General features: G+C 70.2%; 17 protein-coding genes. 9 read left to right on the top strand and 8 right to left on the bottom strand.

Going from position 1 to position 15,385, the window contains the following annotated elements:
* Positions 1–101 precede the first annotated feature (101 nt).
* Complete coding sequence (locus tag F1734_RS24535; protein WP_203011177.1) at positions 102–947, top strand: ribonuclease H family protein; 846 nt, start codon at positions 102–104, stop codon at positions 945–947.
* 134 nt (positions 948–1,081) lie between these two features.
* Positions 1,082–1,390 carry a hypothetical protein gene (locus tag F1734_RS24540; protein WP_026137535.1) on the top strand — a complete coding sequence of 103 codons (309 nt, stop codon included), beginning with the start codon at positions 1,082–1,084 and terminating at the stop codon, positions 1,388–1,390.
* A 48-nt stretch (positions 1,391–1,438) separates the two neighbouring features.
* On the opposite strand, the gene F1734_RS24545 is transcribed toward F1734_RS24540, so the two are convergent.
* Positions 1,439–1,897: a hypothetical protein gene (locus tag F1734_RS24545; protein WP_017679726.1), complete on the bottom strand. Its 459-nt coding sequence runs from the start codon at positions 1,895–1,897 to the stop codon at positions 1,439–1,441.
* 310 nt (positions 1,898–2,207) lie between these two features.
* On the opposite strand from F1734_RS24545, the gene F1734_RS24550 reads away from it, so the two are divergent.
* Positions 2,208–2,840, top strand: coding sequence for a ribulose 1,5-bisphosphate carboxylase large subunit (locus tag F1734_RS24550; protein WP_203011178.1), 633 nt, complete (start codon positions 2,208–2,210; stop codon positions 2,838–2,840).
* Positions 2,841–2,843: 3 nt separating this feature from the next.
* On the opposite strand, the gene F1734_RS24555 is transcribed toward F1734_RS24550, so the two are convergent.
* On the bottom strand, positions 2,844–3,899 hold the full coding sequence (locus F1734_RS24555; RefSeq protein ID WP_010595688.1) for a 2,3-butanediol dehydrogenase: 1,056 nt from the start codon (positions 3,897–3,899) through the stop codon (positions 2,844–2,846).
* A 220-nt stretch (positions 3,900–4,119) separates the two neighbouring features.
* Here F1734_RS24555 and F1734_RS24560 point away from each other — a divergent pair, with 220 nt between their 5' ends.
* On the top strand, positions 4,120–5,385 hold the full coding sequence (locus tag F1734_RS24560; RefSeq protein WP_017679727.1) for a GAF domain-containing protein: 1,266 nt from the start codon (positions 4,120–4,122) through the stop codon (positions 5,383–5,385).
* 4 nt (positions 5,386–5,389) lie between these two features.
* Here F1734_RS24560 and F1734_RS24565 read toward each other — a convergent pair whose 3' ends face one another.
* From F1734_RS24565 to F1734_RS24580, 4 genes are all read right to left on the bottom strand, one after another.
* On the bottom strand, positions 5,390–6,142 hold the full coding sequence (locus F1734_RS24565) for an SDR family NAD(P)-dependent oxidoreductase (protein ID WP_003934447.1): 753 nt from the start codon (positions 6,140–6,142) through the stop codon (positions 5,390–5,392).
* Positions 6,139–7,170 (bottom strand): phosphotransferase family protein, encoded by a 1,032-nt coding sequence (locus F1734_RS24570; RefSeq protein WP_203011179.1) that lies wholly within the window; start codon positions 7,168–7,170, stop codon positions 6,139–6,141. The genes F1734_RS24565 and F1734_RS24570 overlap by 4 nt, the downstream gene beginning before the upstream one ends.
* Positions 7,167–8,384 carry an acyl-CoA dehydrogenase family protein gene (locus tag F1734_RS24575; protein ID WP_203011180.1) on the bottom strand — a complete coding sequence of 406 codons (1,218 nt, stop codon included), beginning with the start codon at positions 8,382–8,384 and terminating at the stop codon, positions 7,167–7,169. The genes F1734_RS24570 and F1734_RS24575 overlap by 4 nt, the downstream gene beginning before the upstream one ends.
* Before the next feature lie 164 nt (positions 8,385–8,548).
* On the bottom strand, positions 8,549–9,169 hold the full coding sequence (locus F1734_RS24580) for a TetR/AcrR family transcriptional regulator (protein ID WP_203011181.1): 621 nt from the start codon (positions 9,167–9,169) through the stop codon (positions 8,549–8,551).
* A gap of 119 nt (positions 9,170–9,288) precedes the next feature.
* Here F1734_RS24580 and F1734_RS24585 point away from each other — a divergent pair, with 119 nt between their 5' ends.
* Together F1734_RS24585 and F1734_RS24590 are read left to right on the top strand one after the other, a co-directional pair.
* Complete coding sequence (locus tag F1734_RS24585; protein ID WP_051009397.1) at positions 9,289–9,699, top strand: ArsR/SmtB family transcription factor; 411 nt, start codon at positions 9,289–9,291, stop codon at positions 9,697–9,699.
* Complete coding sequence (locus tag F1734_RS24590) at positions 9,696–10,760, top strand: cation diffusion facilitator family transporter (RefSeq protein ID WP_010595697.1); 1,065 nt, start codon at positions 9,696–9,698, stop codon at positions 10,758–10,760. Before F1734_RS24585 ends, F1734_RS24590 begins: the two co-directional genes overlap by 4 nt.
* Before the next feature lie 250 nt (positions 10,761–11,010).
* Here the strand turns inward: F1734_RS24590 and F1734_RS24595 are convergent, their stop codons facing one another.
* On the bottom strand, positions 11,011–12,138 hold the full coding sequence (locus tag F1734_RS24595; protein WP_026137536.1) for an NDMA-dependent alcohol dehydrogenase: 1,128 nt from the start codon (positions 12,136–12,138) through the stop codon (positions 11,011–11,013).
* Positions 12,139–12,280: 142 nt separating this feature from the next.
* Between F1734_RS24595 and F1734_RS24600 the strand changes: the two genes are divergently transcribed.
* The gene (locus F1734_RS24600) at positions 12,281–12,724 is read left to right on the top strand and encodes an SRPBCC family protein (RefSeq protein WP_010595699.1); all 444 of its coding nucleotides are present in this window, start codon (positions 12,281–12,283) and stop codon (positions 12,722–12,724) included.
* Between the two features lie 139 nt (positions 12,725–12,863).
* Complete coding sequence (locus F1734_RS24605) at positions 12,864–13,307, top strand: SRPBCC family protein (RefSeq protein ID WP_017679732.1); 444 nt, start codon at positions 12,864–12,866, stop codon at positions 13,305–13,307.
* A gap of 33 nt (positions 13,308–13,340) precedes the next feature.
* Here F1734_RS24605 and hppD read toward each other — a convergent pair whose 3' ends face one another.
* Complete coding sequence (gene hppD / locus F1734_RS24610; protein ID WP_203011182.1) at positions 13,341–14,546, bottom strand: 4-hydroxyphenylpyruvate dioxygenase; 1,206 nt, start codon at positions 14,544–14,546, stop codon at positions 13,341–13,343.
* A gap of 184 nt (positions 14,547–14,730) precedes the next feature.
* Between hppD and F1734_RS24615 the strand changes: the two genes are divergently transcribed.
* A complete protein-coding gene (locus F1734_RS24615; protein WP_017679733.1) occupies positions 14,731–15,240 on the top strand; it encodes an Lrp/AsnC family transcriptional regulator in 510 nt (169 codons plus the stop codon).
* Positions 15,241–15,385 lie beyond the last annotated feature (145 nt).

Raw genomic sequence — 15,385 nt, forward strand, 5'->3', positions numbered from 1 at the left:
CTTCACAAAGATCGATAACCCCGGTTATCAATATGCACTCGGCGAATGGCGGCTCAGTCGCGGCATTCTCGTCCGTACCCGATTCGGACGAGGAGGACGTCATGCTCGCAGCGATCCACATCAGGCAGACCACCACCGCCACCGGCCCGCTCAGCTGCGCGGCACTGGCCACCGGCACGGGCATCGCCCTGTTCGTCCGCCCGGAGCACAGCGCCGAGGCCCGCTTCGCCGTCGGCCTCGACGCCTTCGCCGAACTGTGCGCCCGTACCGCCGACACGTCCGTGCGGCTGCACCTGACCGACGCGGACCTGCGCCGGGAACTGCACGCCGTCGCGGGCTCCTTCCCCTCGATCACCCTGATCGACATCGGTTACGGCCCCTTGGGGGAGCTGGCCCGCGCCGCCGCCGAGGCGATCGGCCGCCACGTCGCCGAGCGGTTGGCCGCCGAGGACGCCGCCCGCGAGGCAGAGACCAACCCTCTGGTCGAGCAGACGGTGGCCACCGACGCGTCGAAGGGTTCGCGTCGCGGCGTGGGAGTGGCGTGTGTGCGGGCCGACGGCAACTTCCGGCAGAAGATCTTCCCCGACACGCGCTCGATCCTGGCCGGTGAGCTCCTCGCCATCGAACTGGCCGTCACCACCTACCGGAACCGGCCCCTGCACATCCTCAGTGACAGTCGGCACGCGCTCGCGGGATTGCGCGGCGAAGCCCCGCTCACCACCGAAGCGACGGTGATCGCCGACCGCATCCGGCACCGCACCCGCGGCCTGCCGATCCGTTACTCGTGGGTGCGCGGCCACAGCGGGCACCCGCTCAACGAGGTCGCCGATCGCCTCGCCGTGGCCGCCCGGCGCGCTCACGAGGCCCAGGTTCCTTCCGCGGCCCGGCAGACGATTGCCACGAACATCGTCGCCTCGCTGCTCACCCCTACGTCCGCAGCAGCCTGAGCCGCCCTCGCCTATACGCGCGAAATCGGCCGAACCGGGAAATGGTCGAGGCCGGCCGGAACGGGATCGCCTTAGGATCGATGGTGGAAGCCTGGAGTGCGTCCGATGGCGCACAGCTCACGAAAGAGATGGCCATGGCCGACGAACAGTCCTTCTGGCAGTCCCACCGCACCCTTGCCGGTGTGGCCCGCGACGCCGAACGCTTCGCGGTGCGCCTGCCCCTCGTGGGCCGGCTCGACATCCCGCGGCCCGAACAACTCGCCTACTTCGCCGGCCTCGGCCTGCTCGTGGCGTTGGATCTGATCGAGTGGCCCGTGGCGGTGGCGATCGGCGTGGGCCAGGTCCTGGTCACCGAGCATGCCAAGTCCGCCGCCGAACGTCCTGGCTCGCCGGGAGCGGCGACGAACGGCAACGCGGGCGCCGCGGTCGTCCCTGCGACGTAGTCGAGCGCACCGGACGCCGGCCTCGCGGCGGTGCACTCGAGCCTCCGATCACCGCTTCCGTGCCGGGGCCTTCTTTGTCGGCGGCTCCCCCGTCGTCGACTTCCCCGCCGACGGCTTCGCCGCTGCCGCGATCGGGGGCGCACCGGGACTCGTGGGTGCGGTGTCCGGGGTCGGCGCCGGCGCACGCTCGGTCGCGGGAGCGCCGGGCGTGGGGGTGGGACGAGGCGTGAGCAGCCGGATGGCCAGGGCCGTGGCGCCGAGTCCGGCCAGCACGGGCGCGGCGGCGATACCGGTTGCCAGGCCGGTAGCGCCCAGCACGACGATCGTTGCCGCTGCCGTCGGCGTCGACTCGGCTCCGCTGCCGAGACCGGAGCGAGCTCCTTCGGCGGCGCCGCGCACGCTGCCTGTCAGTGCGCCCAGCGCGGCGCCGCCGACGGCGCCGGCGGCGCGGGTGGTGGCGTCTGCCACGCCGACGACCGCCTGCGCGGTCTTGTCGAGGACATTCATCACTGCTACCTCCCGATCCGAGCGAAATGCGTCGCGGGTTGCCCCCGACCGCGGTGTCGCGCGACCGCAGCGGCCGGGCTCGGAATCGGCAGGTTCGAATGCCACTTGCGGAGACACACTCCCGGATCTCCGGTCGACACGGCCGATGCTCGCCCGGAGACCTGGTGACGCAAACGATACGGCGTCCGCCACCGCGATGTCACACCCCGACGATCGGCGTTCCCCCAGGATGCCGGCGGGGCTCGACCGCGCCCTGAACTCTCGCCGGTCCCCGCGCGGCCCACGTACCTCGGTCCGGCAGGATGAGCACATGATGTCGCTTCTCGCCGCGCCCGTCGGAGCCGCCCGCCTCGTCCTGGACCGGACCGTGGAGGTCGCCGAGTTCGCGGTGTCCGTCCCCGGCCGGGTCGTCAACCTGCTCGAGACGACCGAGGCCCTGGTGGGGCGCATCGACGGCGTCGTCACCGATGCCCGCGAGATCGTCGCGCGGATCGACGACGTGGTCACCGAGGCCCGCGCGACCGTCGGGCGGGTCGGCGAGGTCGTCGACAGCAGTTCGGCGGTGGTCGGCGAGGCGGCGACCACCGCCCGCCGCGCACAGGACGTGGTGGCGTCGGCCGGCCGCACGTCCGACTCGGCGGGCGAACTGCTCGACACGTACGCCCCGATGGCGACTCGGGCGGCGCCGCTCGCCGGCCAGTTCATCGACGAGCTCAGCGCCGAGGAGGTGCACGCGGCGGTCGTGCTGCTCGATCAGCTGCCCGAGCTCGCGGACCGGATGACGGCGCTGATGCCGATCCTCGGCACGCTCGAGACCGTCGCCCCGGAGATCCACGAGCTGCTCGGAGTGGCGAAGGATGTGCGGCAGGCGATCGTCGGCGTGCCGGGGTTCGACTTCCTGCGCCGTCGCGGCGAGGACAAGGAGAACGGCGACGACGACTGACCGTCACGGCCGGACGAGGATCTTGACGTTCTCCTCCTTGTTGGAGATCAGTTCCTCGAACCCGTGGGCGACGATGTCGTCGAGGTCGATGCGGCCGGTGATGAACTGGTAGGGGTCGACCTTGCCGGAGGCGATCATCTCGATCGTCGCGGGATGGTCGTTCGCGTAGGCCAGGCTGCCGAGCAGGTTGACCTCGCGGAAGACCAGGTCGTTCATCGCGACGGACGCCTCGTGGCCCCAGATCGCGACGTTGACGCACGTGCCGCCCGCCCGGGTGGACAGGATCGCGGACTTCAGCACCGCGTCGATGCCGGCGCATTCGAAGGAGACGTCGGCGCCGCGTCCGCCGGTCAGCTCGAGGACCTGCTCGGTGACGTCGCCGTCGCGCGGGTCGATGATGTGGTCCGCGCCGGCCGGTTCGGCCTTCTTCTTCCGCACGTCGGCGGGTTCGACGACGATGATCTGGTCGACACCGGCGGCGCGCAGGGCCGACGTGGTGACGAGCCCGATCGGCCCGGCGCCGAACACGAGCGCCGAGTGGCTCGGTCGCGCTCCGGACAGGCGTACGGCGTGGTAGGCCACGGCGAGGGGTTCGACGAGTGCGCCGACGTCGGTGCCGAGTTCGCCGAGTGGGTGGATCCAGCGCCGCTCGGCCACGACGTACTGGGAGAACCCGCCGCCGTAGCCGGACAGTCCCACGAATCCCAGTGTGCCGCAGACGTTGTAGCGTCCGTTGCGGCAGGCGTCGCAGCGTCCGCAGATGATGTACGGCTCGACCGCGACCCGGTCGCCGACGCGCAGATCGTCGACGCCCTCGCCGACTTCCGCGACGACGCCGGCGAACTCGTGCCCGAGGGTGATCGGCACGGTCTCGCCGGTGATGGGGTGCGGTGCGTCGGCGGGCGGGGCGAAGATCGGGCCCTCGAGGTACTCGTGCAGGTCGGTGCCGCAGATGCCGCACCACTCCACCTCGACCTTGACGGTGCCGGGGCGGGTGGCCGGTTCGGGAATGTCCTCGACCCGGATGTCCCCGGGGCCGTGGAAGCGGGCTGCCTTCATGGGTCGATCTCCTCGCTGTACGGGCGTCGGATCTTGGTCGGCCGAGTCCGACGCGGGATCATCCGGGTGCGCCGCTGCCGAGGTCGGCGCGTGATCCAGCACACATCGAGCGCGCCGCCGCGGCAAACGTTGCAGCGCGTTGCGCGTACCGCCGGGTGTGGTGCCGGACACACCCGAGGGCATATGCTCGCGACAACTCGACCGACGAGAGACGGAGACCGTGGGCAACTTCAGCGCCATCGAACCGGGCACCGACCTGCACCGATACGCGCGCGAGCTGGCGCGTATGCACGACGCGGTGATCGGTGGCGGCCGCTCGCCGCTGCGGCCGCGGTCGGTGGTCGCGCGGTCGTGGACGCGGGTGCTCGGCGCCGGTCTCGCCCCCGACGGCAGCAACGCCCGCGCCCTGCTGCCGCTCGCCGAGGTGGAACGCCGGCGCCGCGCCTCGCCCCTGTCGGGGGTGATCGGCGACCTCGAGCAGGTGGTGTGCTCGGTGGCCGAGGCGTCGCACATGCTGATGGTGGTGACCGACGCGGACGGGATCGTGCTGTGGCGGGCCGGGTCGGCGAAGGTCCGCAGCCGGGCGGACAGCCTGGGGTTCAGCGAGGGCGCCCGGTGGACGGAGTCGACCGTGGGCACCAACGCGATCGGCACGGCGCTCGCCGAGGCCGCCCCGGTGCAGCTGTTCTCCGCCGAACACTTCGAGCAGTCCCAGCATCCCTGGTACTGCACGGCCGCCCCGATCCACGATCCCCGCACCGGGGAGCTGCTCGGCGTGGTCGACGTCAGCGGCCCGGCGCTGACGATCCATCCCACGATCAGCGCGCTGGTGGAGACGGCGGTGCGGCTGGCCGAGGCGCAGCTGTGGCGGCTGCACGAGAACCGGCTCGAGCGGCTGCGCACGGTCGCGGCGCCGGTGCTCGCCTCGATGAGCGGTCCGCTGCTGCTCGTCGACGAACACGGATGGGTGGCGCACGCATCGGGCGTCGCGGCCACCAAGCGGGTGGCGGCACCGACCGCCGACCGCACCCTGAGTGTGCCGGGCCTGGGGATGTGCGTCCCGGAGCAGCTCGCGCACGGCTGGTTGATCCGGCCCGCCGGGGGTCCGGCGCGGATCACGATGGAACTCGACCTGTCCGGCGCGCCGACGGTGGTCGTCAGCGGCGCGGACTCGACGTGGCGCAGCGCGCTGTCCGCGCGGCACGCGGAGATCCTGCTGATGTTGCACCTGCGGGGCCGCGAGGGGATGACGGTCACCGAGCTCAGCAACGGCATCTACGGCGACCCGGACCACGCCGTCGCGGTGCGGGCGGAGGTGTCCCGGTTGCGCCGCGCACTCGGCTCCGTCGTCGAGAGCCGACCCTACCGGCTCGCCGACTCGGTCGACCTGACGCTCACCCTCGGTGCGGCCGAGCGACTCTCGGACTGCGCGTTCGTCCGGCACAGCGCGAGCCCGGCCGTCCGCGCGCTGGCGGACGGCCGGTGAGAGCTCACGCCCGGTAGGCGTCCGTTCCGGCGCGGCTGAGCACCAGGCGCGGCAGCACCGCGCGCGACGACAGCCGCAGCACCGCGTCGACGAGTTCGACGACGTCGTTCACCTCGAGCATCTCCTCGGCGGGGATGCGGTCCTTGATCCAGTCGGACATGTCGGTGTCGACGTAGGCGGGCGCGATCGCGGACGCGCTGATGCCATTGCCGGACTCCTCGGCGTTGAGGGTCTCTACGAGGGAGATCAGCGCGGCCTTCGTCGCCCCGTACACGGCCAGGCCGGCCTCGGCATACACGCCGGTGATCGACGACAGCGCAACCACTTTCGCCCCACGACGCGGAGCGGCCGATGCGGCCTTGCGCAGCAGCGGCAGTGCCGACTGGACGAACGCGAACGGAGTCTCGAAGTTCACCGACACCGTCTTGCCGAACCGCCGCATCGGGAACTCGGCGATGGTGCCGGCGGTGCCGACGCCCGCGTTGAGGACGAGCGCTCGCATGCTGCCGAACGTCTCCTCGTGTGCCGCGACGACGCGGCTCGCGGTTTCGGGATCGCCGAGGTCGGCGGCGACGACGCGCACCTCGGGCGCGCCCGCGTCGCGAAGGTCGGACGCGACCGCGTCGAGCCGGGCCTCGTCGCGCGCGGTGAGCGTCAGACCGTAGCCCTGCTGCGCGAGGCGGGTGGCGACACCGAGCCCGATGCCACGGGACGCGCCCGTGACGAGCGCACTGGGGTTGGCGAGATCGGTTGTCATGCGACGCCTCCCCGCAGCGCGGCGAGTCCGGCGGCTGCGAAGACCGGTACGGCCTCCCCCGCCTTGTCGAAGCCGTCGCCGACGGTCGCGCCGACGCGCCAGCGGTGGTTGATGCCCTCGGCGATGACGGCGAGTTTGAAGTTCGCCAGTCCCATGTAGAAGTCCCAGTGGGCGAGCTCGCGCCCGGTCGCGACCGCGTAGCGCTGGGCGAGGTCGTCGGCCGACGGCAGGCGCGGGCTGGTCCATGCGGCGGACTCGCCGAGCACCTGGTCGAGCGCGGGGTTGCGGTACACGCACATCAGGGCGACGTCGGTGAGCGGGTCGCCGAGCGTCGACAGCTCCCAATCCACTACCGCCGCAATCTTTCCCGCGTCGCCGGGATCGAGGATCGTGTTGTCGATGCGGTAGTCGCCGTGCACGATCGACGCCGCGGACGATGCCGGAATCGAGTCGGCGAGAGCGGCGTGCAGGCGGTCGAGGTCGTCGAGGTCGCGGGTCTTGACCCGGCCCCACTGACCGGCCCACAGCTTGACCTGACGCGCGACGTACCCGTCGGGGCGACCGAGGTTCCCGAGACCGACGGCTTCGTAGTCCACCGAGTGCAGGGTGGCGAGCACACGGACGAGTTCGCCGGTGCACGCTTCGATCTCGGTGTCACTCAGGGTGGCGAGGTCGTCGGTCGTGCGGATCACCCGCCCGGTGACGTGCTCGACGACGGTGAACGGGGCGCCCATCACGGAGTCGTCCTCGCAGAGGGCGACCGTGCGGGCGACCGGCACACCGCAGCCCTGGAGCGCCGAGGTGATGCGGAATTCGCGGGCGACGTCGTGGGCGGACGGGGTGAGTCCCGCCGTCGGCGGCCGCCGCAGCACCCACCGCGACGTGCCGTCGGAGATCGCGTACGTCAGGTTCGACTTGCCACCGGAGATGAGATCGGCGCGCAGCTCCCCGTCGAGGGCGATGCCCGAGTCCTCCAGGTAGCGTTGCAGGGCACCCAGGTCGAGCCCCTCGTGCTGTGCGGTCTTCATGCCCGGCCCTCCTTCGCGGCGGCGGCCTTCTTCGCGGCGCCGACAGCCCGCTTGGCGATGGCCCAGCGGTGCACTTCGGACGGTCCGTCGTAGATGCGGAACGGGCGGACCTCGCGGGCCAGGCGCGCGACGGGCAGATCGGCGGAGACGCCGAGGCCGCCGCACATCTGCATCGAGCGGTCGACGATCCGGAACACCGCCTCGGCGGCGAAGGTCTTGGCGATGGACGTGGAGTTCGACGCGTGGGAGCCCTGGTCGAGTTCCCAGCACGCCTGCGTCAGCAGAGCACGGGTGGCGGCGATATCGATCTCGTTGTCCGCGACCATCTTCTGGATCATGCCGAGGTCGCCGAGTTTGCTCCCGAATCCTTCGCGTTCGGCGACGCGGGCGACGGCGATGTCGTGGCCGCGACGGGCGGCGCCGAGCCAGCGCATCACGTGGGTCATGCGGGCGGGCCCGAGCCGCACCCGCGCGTAGGCGAAGCCTTGGTCGACCTCGCCGAGGACGGCGGAGTCCGGCACGAACAGGTCCTCGAAGAAGACCTCGCAGTGGCCCCCGATCATCGCGCGGTCGATGGTGTCGATGTGCCGGCCGACGGTCAGGCCGGGAGCGTCCGCGGGCGCGAGGAACATCGTCGCCCCGCCGCGCTGCCCGGGTTCGCCGGAGGTGCGGGCCATGATGATGAAGAACCCTGCGCCGTCGGCGCCGGTGATGAAGTACTTGCGGCCGTTGATCTTCCAGCCGCCGGGGGCCTTCTCGGCGCGGGTGGTCAGGGCGTTGGGATCGGATCCGGCGCCGGGGGCCGGTTCGGTCATCGCGAAGCCGGACCGCACGTCGCCGTGGGCGAGCGGCGCGAGGAACTGCTCCTTCTGCTCCGGGCTGGCGATGTGCGCGAGCATGTGCACGTTGCCCTCGTCCGGCGCGGCGATGTTGAGTGCGATCGGCCCGAACAGCGAGTACCCGGCCGCCTCGAACACCGGGGCGCGGTCGACCATACCGAGGCCGTGGCCGCCGTACTCGACGGGCGCATGCGGCGCGAAGACACCGGCCTCCTTGGCCGCCTGCTGCAGCTTCACGCGCAGGTCGTCGCCGCCCGCGGCAGTGATGTCACCGTTGTGGGCGTCCTCGACGGGCAGCACGTGCTCCCGGACGAACTCCTCGGTCTTCGCCACCAGCGCCTGGACGTGTTCCGGGTACGACAGATCGACAGCCATCGCGATTCCTCCTCCTCACCCCGACCGATCGATCGCTCGGTTGCTTCAACCGTGACATACCCCACCCCGCCGGGTCAACCCAGGGCGCCCTACCGGGCGTCTGCCGCGCCGGGCCTACCGGGCGTCTGCCGCGCCGTGCCTACCGGGCGTCTGCGGCGCCGGGCCTACCGAGCGCCTACCGCGCAGCGTGCGATCGCGAGGTAGCGGCGGACGACCTCGTCGGGGGACAGCGGTCCGTCCGGCCGGTACCACGAGGCGACGGCCACGCACATGGTGGTCACCGCCCGGCTCGCATCCTCCGGGAACGCGGTGCCGAACTCCCCCTTCGCCACCCCGTCCCGGACGATCTCGTCCAGCATCCGCTGCTGCTCGTCACGCAACGCGATGTACGCCTTCCGGTTACCCGGTTCCATGCTGCGCATCTCGGTGGAGGCGACGAACGCCTGGTTGCGCCGGAACATGTGGAACCGCAGCAGCGACTCGACAACGGCGTCGAACCGCTCGGACGGTGTCGGTCCGGCCTCCGCCAGGGCCTGCTTGCTCCGGTCGAGCAGGTCGCGCATCACCAGCGTCGTCAACGACACCAGCAGTGCCTGCTTGGACGGGTAGTGGTGGTACAGACCCGGAACCGACAGCCCGGCCCCGGCGGCGACCTCCCGTATCGAGGTGCCGTCGTACCCCCGCTCGGCGAACGCCTCGAGGGCGGCCTCGAGGGGCTTCGGCAGGGTCGACGGCCCGTACTGCCGCCACGTCCCCGGTTCGACGGCTTCCTCACGCGTTTCCATGGCATCACCGTAGGCGACCCCCCGGCGCCGTCGTCACCAGTCGTGCTCTCGCACTTCCGCTGCCGGTCCGAACTTCCCACCCCTCCCGCCGACCACAGGAGAAGGTCTATTATCTGCGTATGCATGCAGACAATGGACCATGTCGGCGGAGACTCGACGACGACCAGGTCGGGTTGGTCGTCGAGGTGTTCCGCATGCTTGCCGACGGGACCCGGGTTCGACTGTTGTGGGCCCTCGTCGACCGGGAGTTGTCGGTGACCGAACTGGCCGAGCATGTCGGTAAGGCCGCCCCGTCGGTGTCGCAGCATCTGGCCAAGCTGCGGATGGCGCGACTGGTGCGGACCAGGCGCGAGGGCACGACCATCTACTACAGCCTCGAGAACGAGCACATCAAGCAGTTGGTGACCGATGCCGTGTTCAACGCGGAACACGCCGGCCCGGGTGTGCCGGGGCACCACCGCGCCGACGCCGGACTGCGCACCCTGCACGAAGGCTCCGGTCGAGCCGGCCTGCAGCAGGAGGCCACATGACCTCCCGGCGCGGCCACGGCCACGGCGACCACGGGCACGGCCACGGCGACCCCGGGCACGGCAGCCACGAGCACAGCAGCCACGAGCACAGCAGCCACAGGCGTTCGGGGCTCGTCGGCGCCCTGAGGGATGTGTTCGCGCCGCACAGCCACGACTCGGCCGACAGGGTCGATTCCGCCCTGGAATCAAGCAACATCGGCATCCGTGCCGTGAAGATCAGCCTGGTCGCCCTGGCCGTGACGGCGGCACTACAGGTCGTCATCGTCGCCGCGTCCGGTTCCGTCGCGCTCGCCGCAGACACCGTGCACAACTTCTCCGACGCACTGACCGCCGTGCCCCTGTGGATCGCGTTCGTGCTCGGACGTCGGGCCGCCACCAGGCGATTCACCTACGGGTACGGCCGGGCCGAAGACCTCGCCGGGCTGTTCGTGCTGGCAATGATCGCCCTGTCCGCGGTGATCGCCGGCACCGAGTCGATTCGGCGCCTGATCGATCCCGTCCCCATCGAACACCTCGGCTGGGTCGCACTGGCCGGGCTTGTCGGGTTCATCGGCAACGAACTCGTCGCGGTCTATCGGATCCGGGTGGGCCGGCACATCGGCTCGGCGGCCCTCGTCGCGGACGGCCTACATGCCAGGACGGACGGATTCACTTCTCTGGCAGTTCTTTTCAGCGCCGGCGGGGTCGCACTGGGTCACCCTGTCGCCGATCCCGTGATCGGAATCCTCATCACCGTCGCCATCGTGCTGGTTCTGCGCACCGCCGCCCGGGACGTCTTCCGCCGGTTGATGGACGGCGTCGATCCGGAGCTCGTCACCACAGCCGAACGCGTCCTGTCGGGCCGGGTCGGCGTCGACCGCGTTCGCAGCCTCCAGATGCGCTGGATCGGTCACCGTCTGCACGCCGATGTCGAGCTCGACGTCGATCCGGGGCTCAGTCTGAGCGCTGCGCACTCCGTCGCTCACGAAGCCGAGCAGGCACTGATCTCCGCGGTCCCGCACCTCACCACGGCACTGGTGCACGCCTATCCTCCTCACGAAACGGAACTGCACGCCACCTGAGGCCCGTTGCTCGACCTGCGTCGTGCAGTACGGACCGAACCCCGGTCAGGACACGCCGGTTCCGGGTTGCCCGTGGACGCAGGGGGTCGCACAGGTCGAGGGTGCGGTTCGCGTGCGGCCCCTCCGGGACGTTCCGGCCGCGCGTCGGCGACGTCCGCTCGACAGTCCGGACCGGTGGCATGCGACGACGCCGGAAGACCGAACGAGCGGCGGATCCGTCGTGGGATCCGCCGCTCGTTCGCCCGCTCACTCAGTAGTCGTCGTCGCCGTAGAGCACCATGCCACGCAGGTTCCGGCCCTCGTGCATGTCGGCGTAGCCGTCGTTGATGTCCTCGAGCCGGTACGTCTTGGTGACCAGCTTGTCGAGTTCGAGCTGCCCGCTGCGGTAGAGGTCGAGCAGCTTCGGGATCTGCGAGCGCGGTCCGACGCCACCGAAGATCGCACCCTGCAGCCGCTTCTGCAGCAGGGTCAGCTCGAACAGGCTCAGCGTCACCTGGGTGTCGGCGGCGCTGCCCATCCCCACCACGACCACCTGACCGCCCTTGCCCGTCAGCGCCATGGACGGGGCGATGATGTCGCCGTGGATCTCGCCGACGGTGATGATCGTGACGTCGGCCATCGCCCCCCAGGTGATCTCGCCGATCACCGGCAGCGCCTCCTCGATCGAGGCGAAGGTATGGGTCGCCCCGAACTTCTTGGCCTGATCGCGCTTGAACTCCACCGGGTCGACGGCCACGACGTGCCGGGCACCCGCGTGTGCGGCACCCTGTACCGCGTTGATGCCCACGCCGCCGATGCCGATCACGACGACGGAGTCACCCACCTTGGTGCCGCCGATCGCCGTCGCGGAGCCCCAGCCCGTGGCGACGCCGCAGCCGAGCAGGGCGGCCTTGTCGAGCGGGATGTCGTCCTCGATCTTGATGACCGACGCTTCGTGCACGGTGACGTACGGCGCGAACGTGCCGAGCAGGCACATCTGGATCACCGGGTCACCGTTGAGCGTCACCCGGTGGGTCTTGTCGGCGATCGCCTGCCCGGTGAGGAGGTTCGCCCCCTCGTCGCAGATGTTCTGCAGGCCCTTCGCGCACGCGCGGCACCGCCCGCAGGCCGGGATGAAGGCGAGCACCACGTGGTCGCCCTCCCGGATGTTGGTGACTCCGGGCCCGACCTTGGTGACCACGCCGGCGCCCTCGTGCCCGCCGAGGACGGGGAAGGACGGCATCGGCGTCGCGCCGGTGCGCAGATGTTCGTCGGAATGGCACAGCCCGGACGCAGCCAGACGTACCTGCACTTCGCCGGCGACCGGATCGCCCAGGTCGATCTCCTCGATCTCCCACGGTTGATTGAGCCCTTTGATCACCGCAGCCTTGGTCTTCACGAACCCTCCCACCGGATCCACTGTGAACTGTGTCACCATGAGTAGAGCAGGACGAGCGTCCGAACGGACGACTTTGAGGATCTCCCCAGGACGCGAGTTACCTGATACCTTGGGTAACAGAAATGTCCCCACGGAGGTACAGATGATCCACATCCGCCACAGCGCCGTCGCGGAGGTCCCCCTCGACGTGGCGTTCGCCTACCTCGACGACCACCGCACGGTCCCCGAATGGATGTACGGCGTCCACCGCTTCGAACCGGTGGGGTCACAGGTCAACGGCATCGGCGCGATCTTCGACGCCACCATGCAGATCGGGCCGAAGGGCCTCGATTCGCGCCTGGCGATCGTCGACTGGGAACTCGACCGCAGGATCGTCCTCGACTCCATCGCCGGATTCCGCACCTCCTCGTGGTGGGAACTCGCCGACCTCGGCGACGGCCGGGTCCGTCTCGACGTCGACTTCGCCTACCAGCTCCCCGGCGGGCTGGCCGGGCGGGCACTGGGCAAGCTCATCGAACCGGTGGTGAGTACCGCGATCCGCCAGACGGAACAGGCGCTGCGCTCGAATCTCGGCCACGTCGCCTGAGCGCGCGCCGGCCCCGGGCGGGGCAATTCGCGCGCTCGTCCGGAATCCGCCCGCACTGCTGCCTGGGCGGATTCCGAAGGTGCGAGCAAGTCCGCTAGGTTCCCGGCGGAGGTTCCGCCGTATGACTGACGATCGCCGCATGATCCACGTGCGCCACGACGGGGTGGCCCACGTCGAACTCGACACCGCCTTCGCATACGTCGCCGACCACCGCACGGTCCCGGAGTGGATGTACGGCGTGACCCGCTTCGAGCCCGTGGGCGAGCAGGTCCGCGGCGTGGGCGCGGTGTTCGACGCGTGCATGCGGATCGGTCCGGCCGCCTTCACCTCCCGGCTCGAGATCGTCGAGTGGGAGGACAACCACCGGATCGTGCTGAGCTCGATCTCCGGCTTCCGCACCCGCTCGGCGTGGCAGTTCGACGACCTGGGCGACGGCGACATGCGGCTCGCCGTCGACTTCGGCTACCAGCTGCCCGGCGGCCCGGCCGGGCGTGCGGCCGGGCTGCTCATCGAGCCCCTGGTGGGCACGATCGTGCGGCGGACCGAGAACGCGCTGCGGGACCAAGTCGTCCGGAACGCCTGATCCCGCAGCCCTGATCCCGCAGCGCGGAAGAGATCAGAAGTTGCCGCGCGCTTCCTGCTCCCGCTCGATCGCCTCGAACAGGGCCTTGAAGTTGCCCTTGCCGAAGCCGAGCGAACCGTGCCGTTCGATCAGTTCGAAGAAGACGGTCGGCCGGTCGGTGATCGGCTTGGTGAAGATCTGCAGCAGGTAGCCGTCCTCGTCGCGGTCGACGAGGATGCCGCGCTTCTGCAGCTCCTCGATCGGCACCCGCACCTCGCCGATCCGGGCCCGCAGCTCGGGGTCCTCGTAGTAGGCGTCCGGGGTGGCGAGGAACTCCACGCCCTCCTCACGGAGCCGGTCGACGGCGGTGAGGATGTCGTTGGTGGCCAGCGCCAGGTGCTGTGCGCCGGGACCGCGGTAGAAGTCGAGGTACTCGTCGATCTGCGAGCGCTTCTTCGCCACGGCCGGCTCGTTGAGCGGGAACTTGACGCGGTGGTTGCCGTTGCAGACCACCTTGCTCATCAGGGCCGAGTAGTCGGTGGCGATGTCGTCGCCGATGAACTCGGCCATGTTGGTGAATCCCATGACGCGGTTGTAGAAGTCGACCCACTCGTCCATGTGGCCGAGCTCGACGTTGCCGACCACGTGGTCGAGCGCCTGGAAGATCCGTTTGGGAGCGCCGTCGCGCTTGCGGTAGGTCGACGACTTGTCCACGTAGCCGGGAAGATACGTGCCGGAGTACCGCGAGCGGTCGACGAGGGTGTGCCGGGTCTCGCCGTAGGTGGCGATCGCGGCGAGACGCACCGTGCCGTGCTCGTCGCTGATCTCGTACGGCTCCTCGAGCACCGTCGCGCCCTGGGCCCGGGCGTGCGCGACGCACTTGTCGACGTCGGGCACCTGCAGCGCGATGTCGACGACGCCGTCGCCGTGCCGGCGGTGGTGGTCGACGAGCGGGCTGTCCGGATCCACCGCACCCTTGACGACGAACCGCACCGCACCGCTCCGCAGGACGTAGGCGTGGTGGTCGCGGTTGCCGGTGGTGGGACCGGAGTAGGCGACCAGTTCCATTCCGAACGCGGACTGGTAGTAGTGCGCGGCCTGCGTGGCGTTACCCACCACCCACACCACCGCGTCCCAGCCGCTGACGGGGAACGGGTCCCGATCGGCGTCGTACTCGACGAGGCCGACGAGCTGCCGCAGTTCCTCGGCGTTCAGCTGGGCGAGCTTCTCGCTGTCGGTAAGGGTGAACTCGAGAGTCATGGCGATTCCTCCTGCCGCCGGACGCGGCGCCATCGGTGTGTCGTGTGTCACCAGGAAAAACCTGTCGCAAGGACGGCGCAATCTCCCCCTTTTCAGCTGGCCCACCTGACTGGAATACGAGGGATGCCGGGCGCACCGCTATACAATCGGTACAGTTTCCGCCGCCTCTTCGGAAGGAACGGCCATGCGTGACGCCGTGCAGCTGGACGAGTTGGATTTCGCGCTCCTGGAAACGCTGCACACGGATCCGAAGATCGGTGCGCTGGAGTTGTCCCGGCGGTTGCGGGTGGCGCGCGCGACGGTCTCGGCACGGGTGCGCCGGCTCGAGGAGTCCGGCGTCATCGCCGGCTACGAACCGCGCCTGAACCTGGCGGCGGCCGGATTCGAGGTCCAGGCCTTCGTGACGATGGAGATCGTCCAGGGTGCGCTCGAAGCCATCACCGATGTCCTCGAAGCGATTCCCGGGGTGCTCGAGGCGTTCGCGACGACCGGCGCCGGCGACATCCTGTGCCGGATCGCCGCGGACTCCCACCTCGGGCTGCAACAGACGCTGATCGAACTGAACCGCTCGTCGATCGTCGCCCGGTCGACCAGCGTCATGGTGTTGTCGGAGGTGGTCCGCTACCGGGCCATGCCCCTGCTGCGCACCCTCCAGCCGGGCAGAACCGCCAAAGCGCCCGCCTACCGCCGGTAGAGCTGACGACCGGCCCACCAGCCCTCCCCCGCAGAAAACGGCGGCACAGCTCTGCACACTGCACAGAAAATCGGCATCCCGCTGCGCTACAGCTCTTCAGGCTGATCAGTAGCGCAGGCCGCACTTGCGTGGCGTTTGTAACCAC

Origin of the sequence: Rhodococcus ruber (assembly GCF_016804345.1) — a bacterium.
Lineage (GTDB): Bacteria > Actinomycetota > Actinomycetes > Mycobacteriales > Mycobacteriaceae > Rhodococcus > Rhodococcus ruber.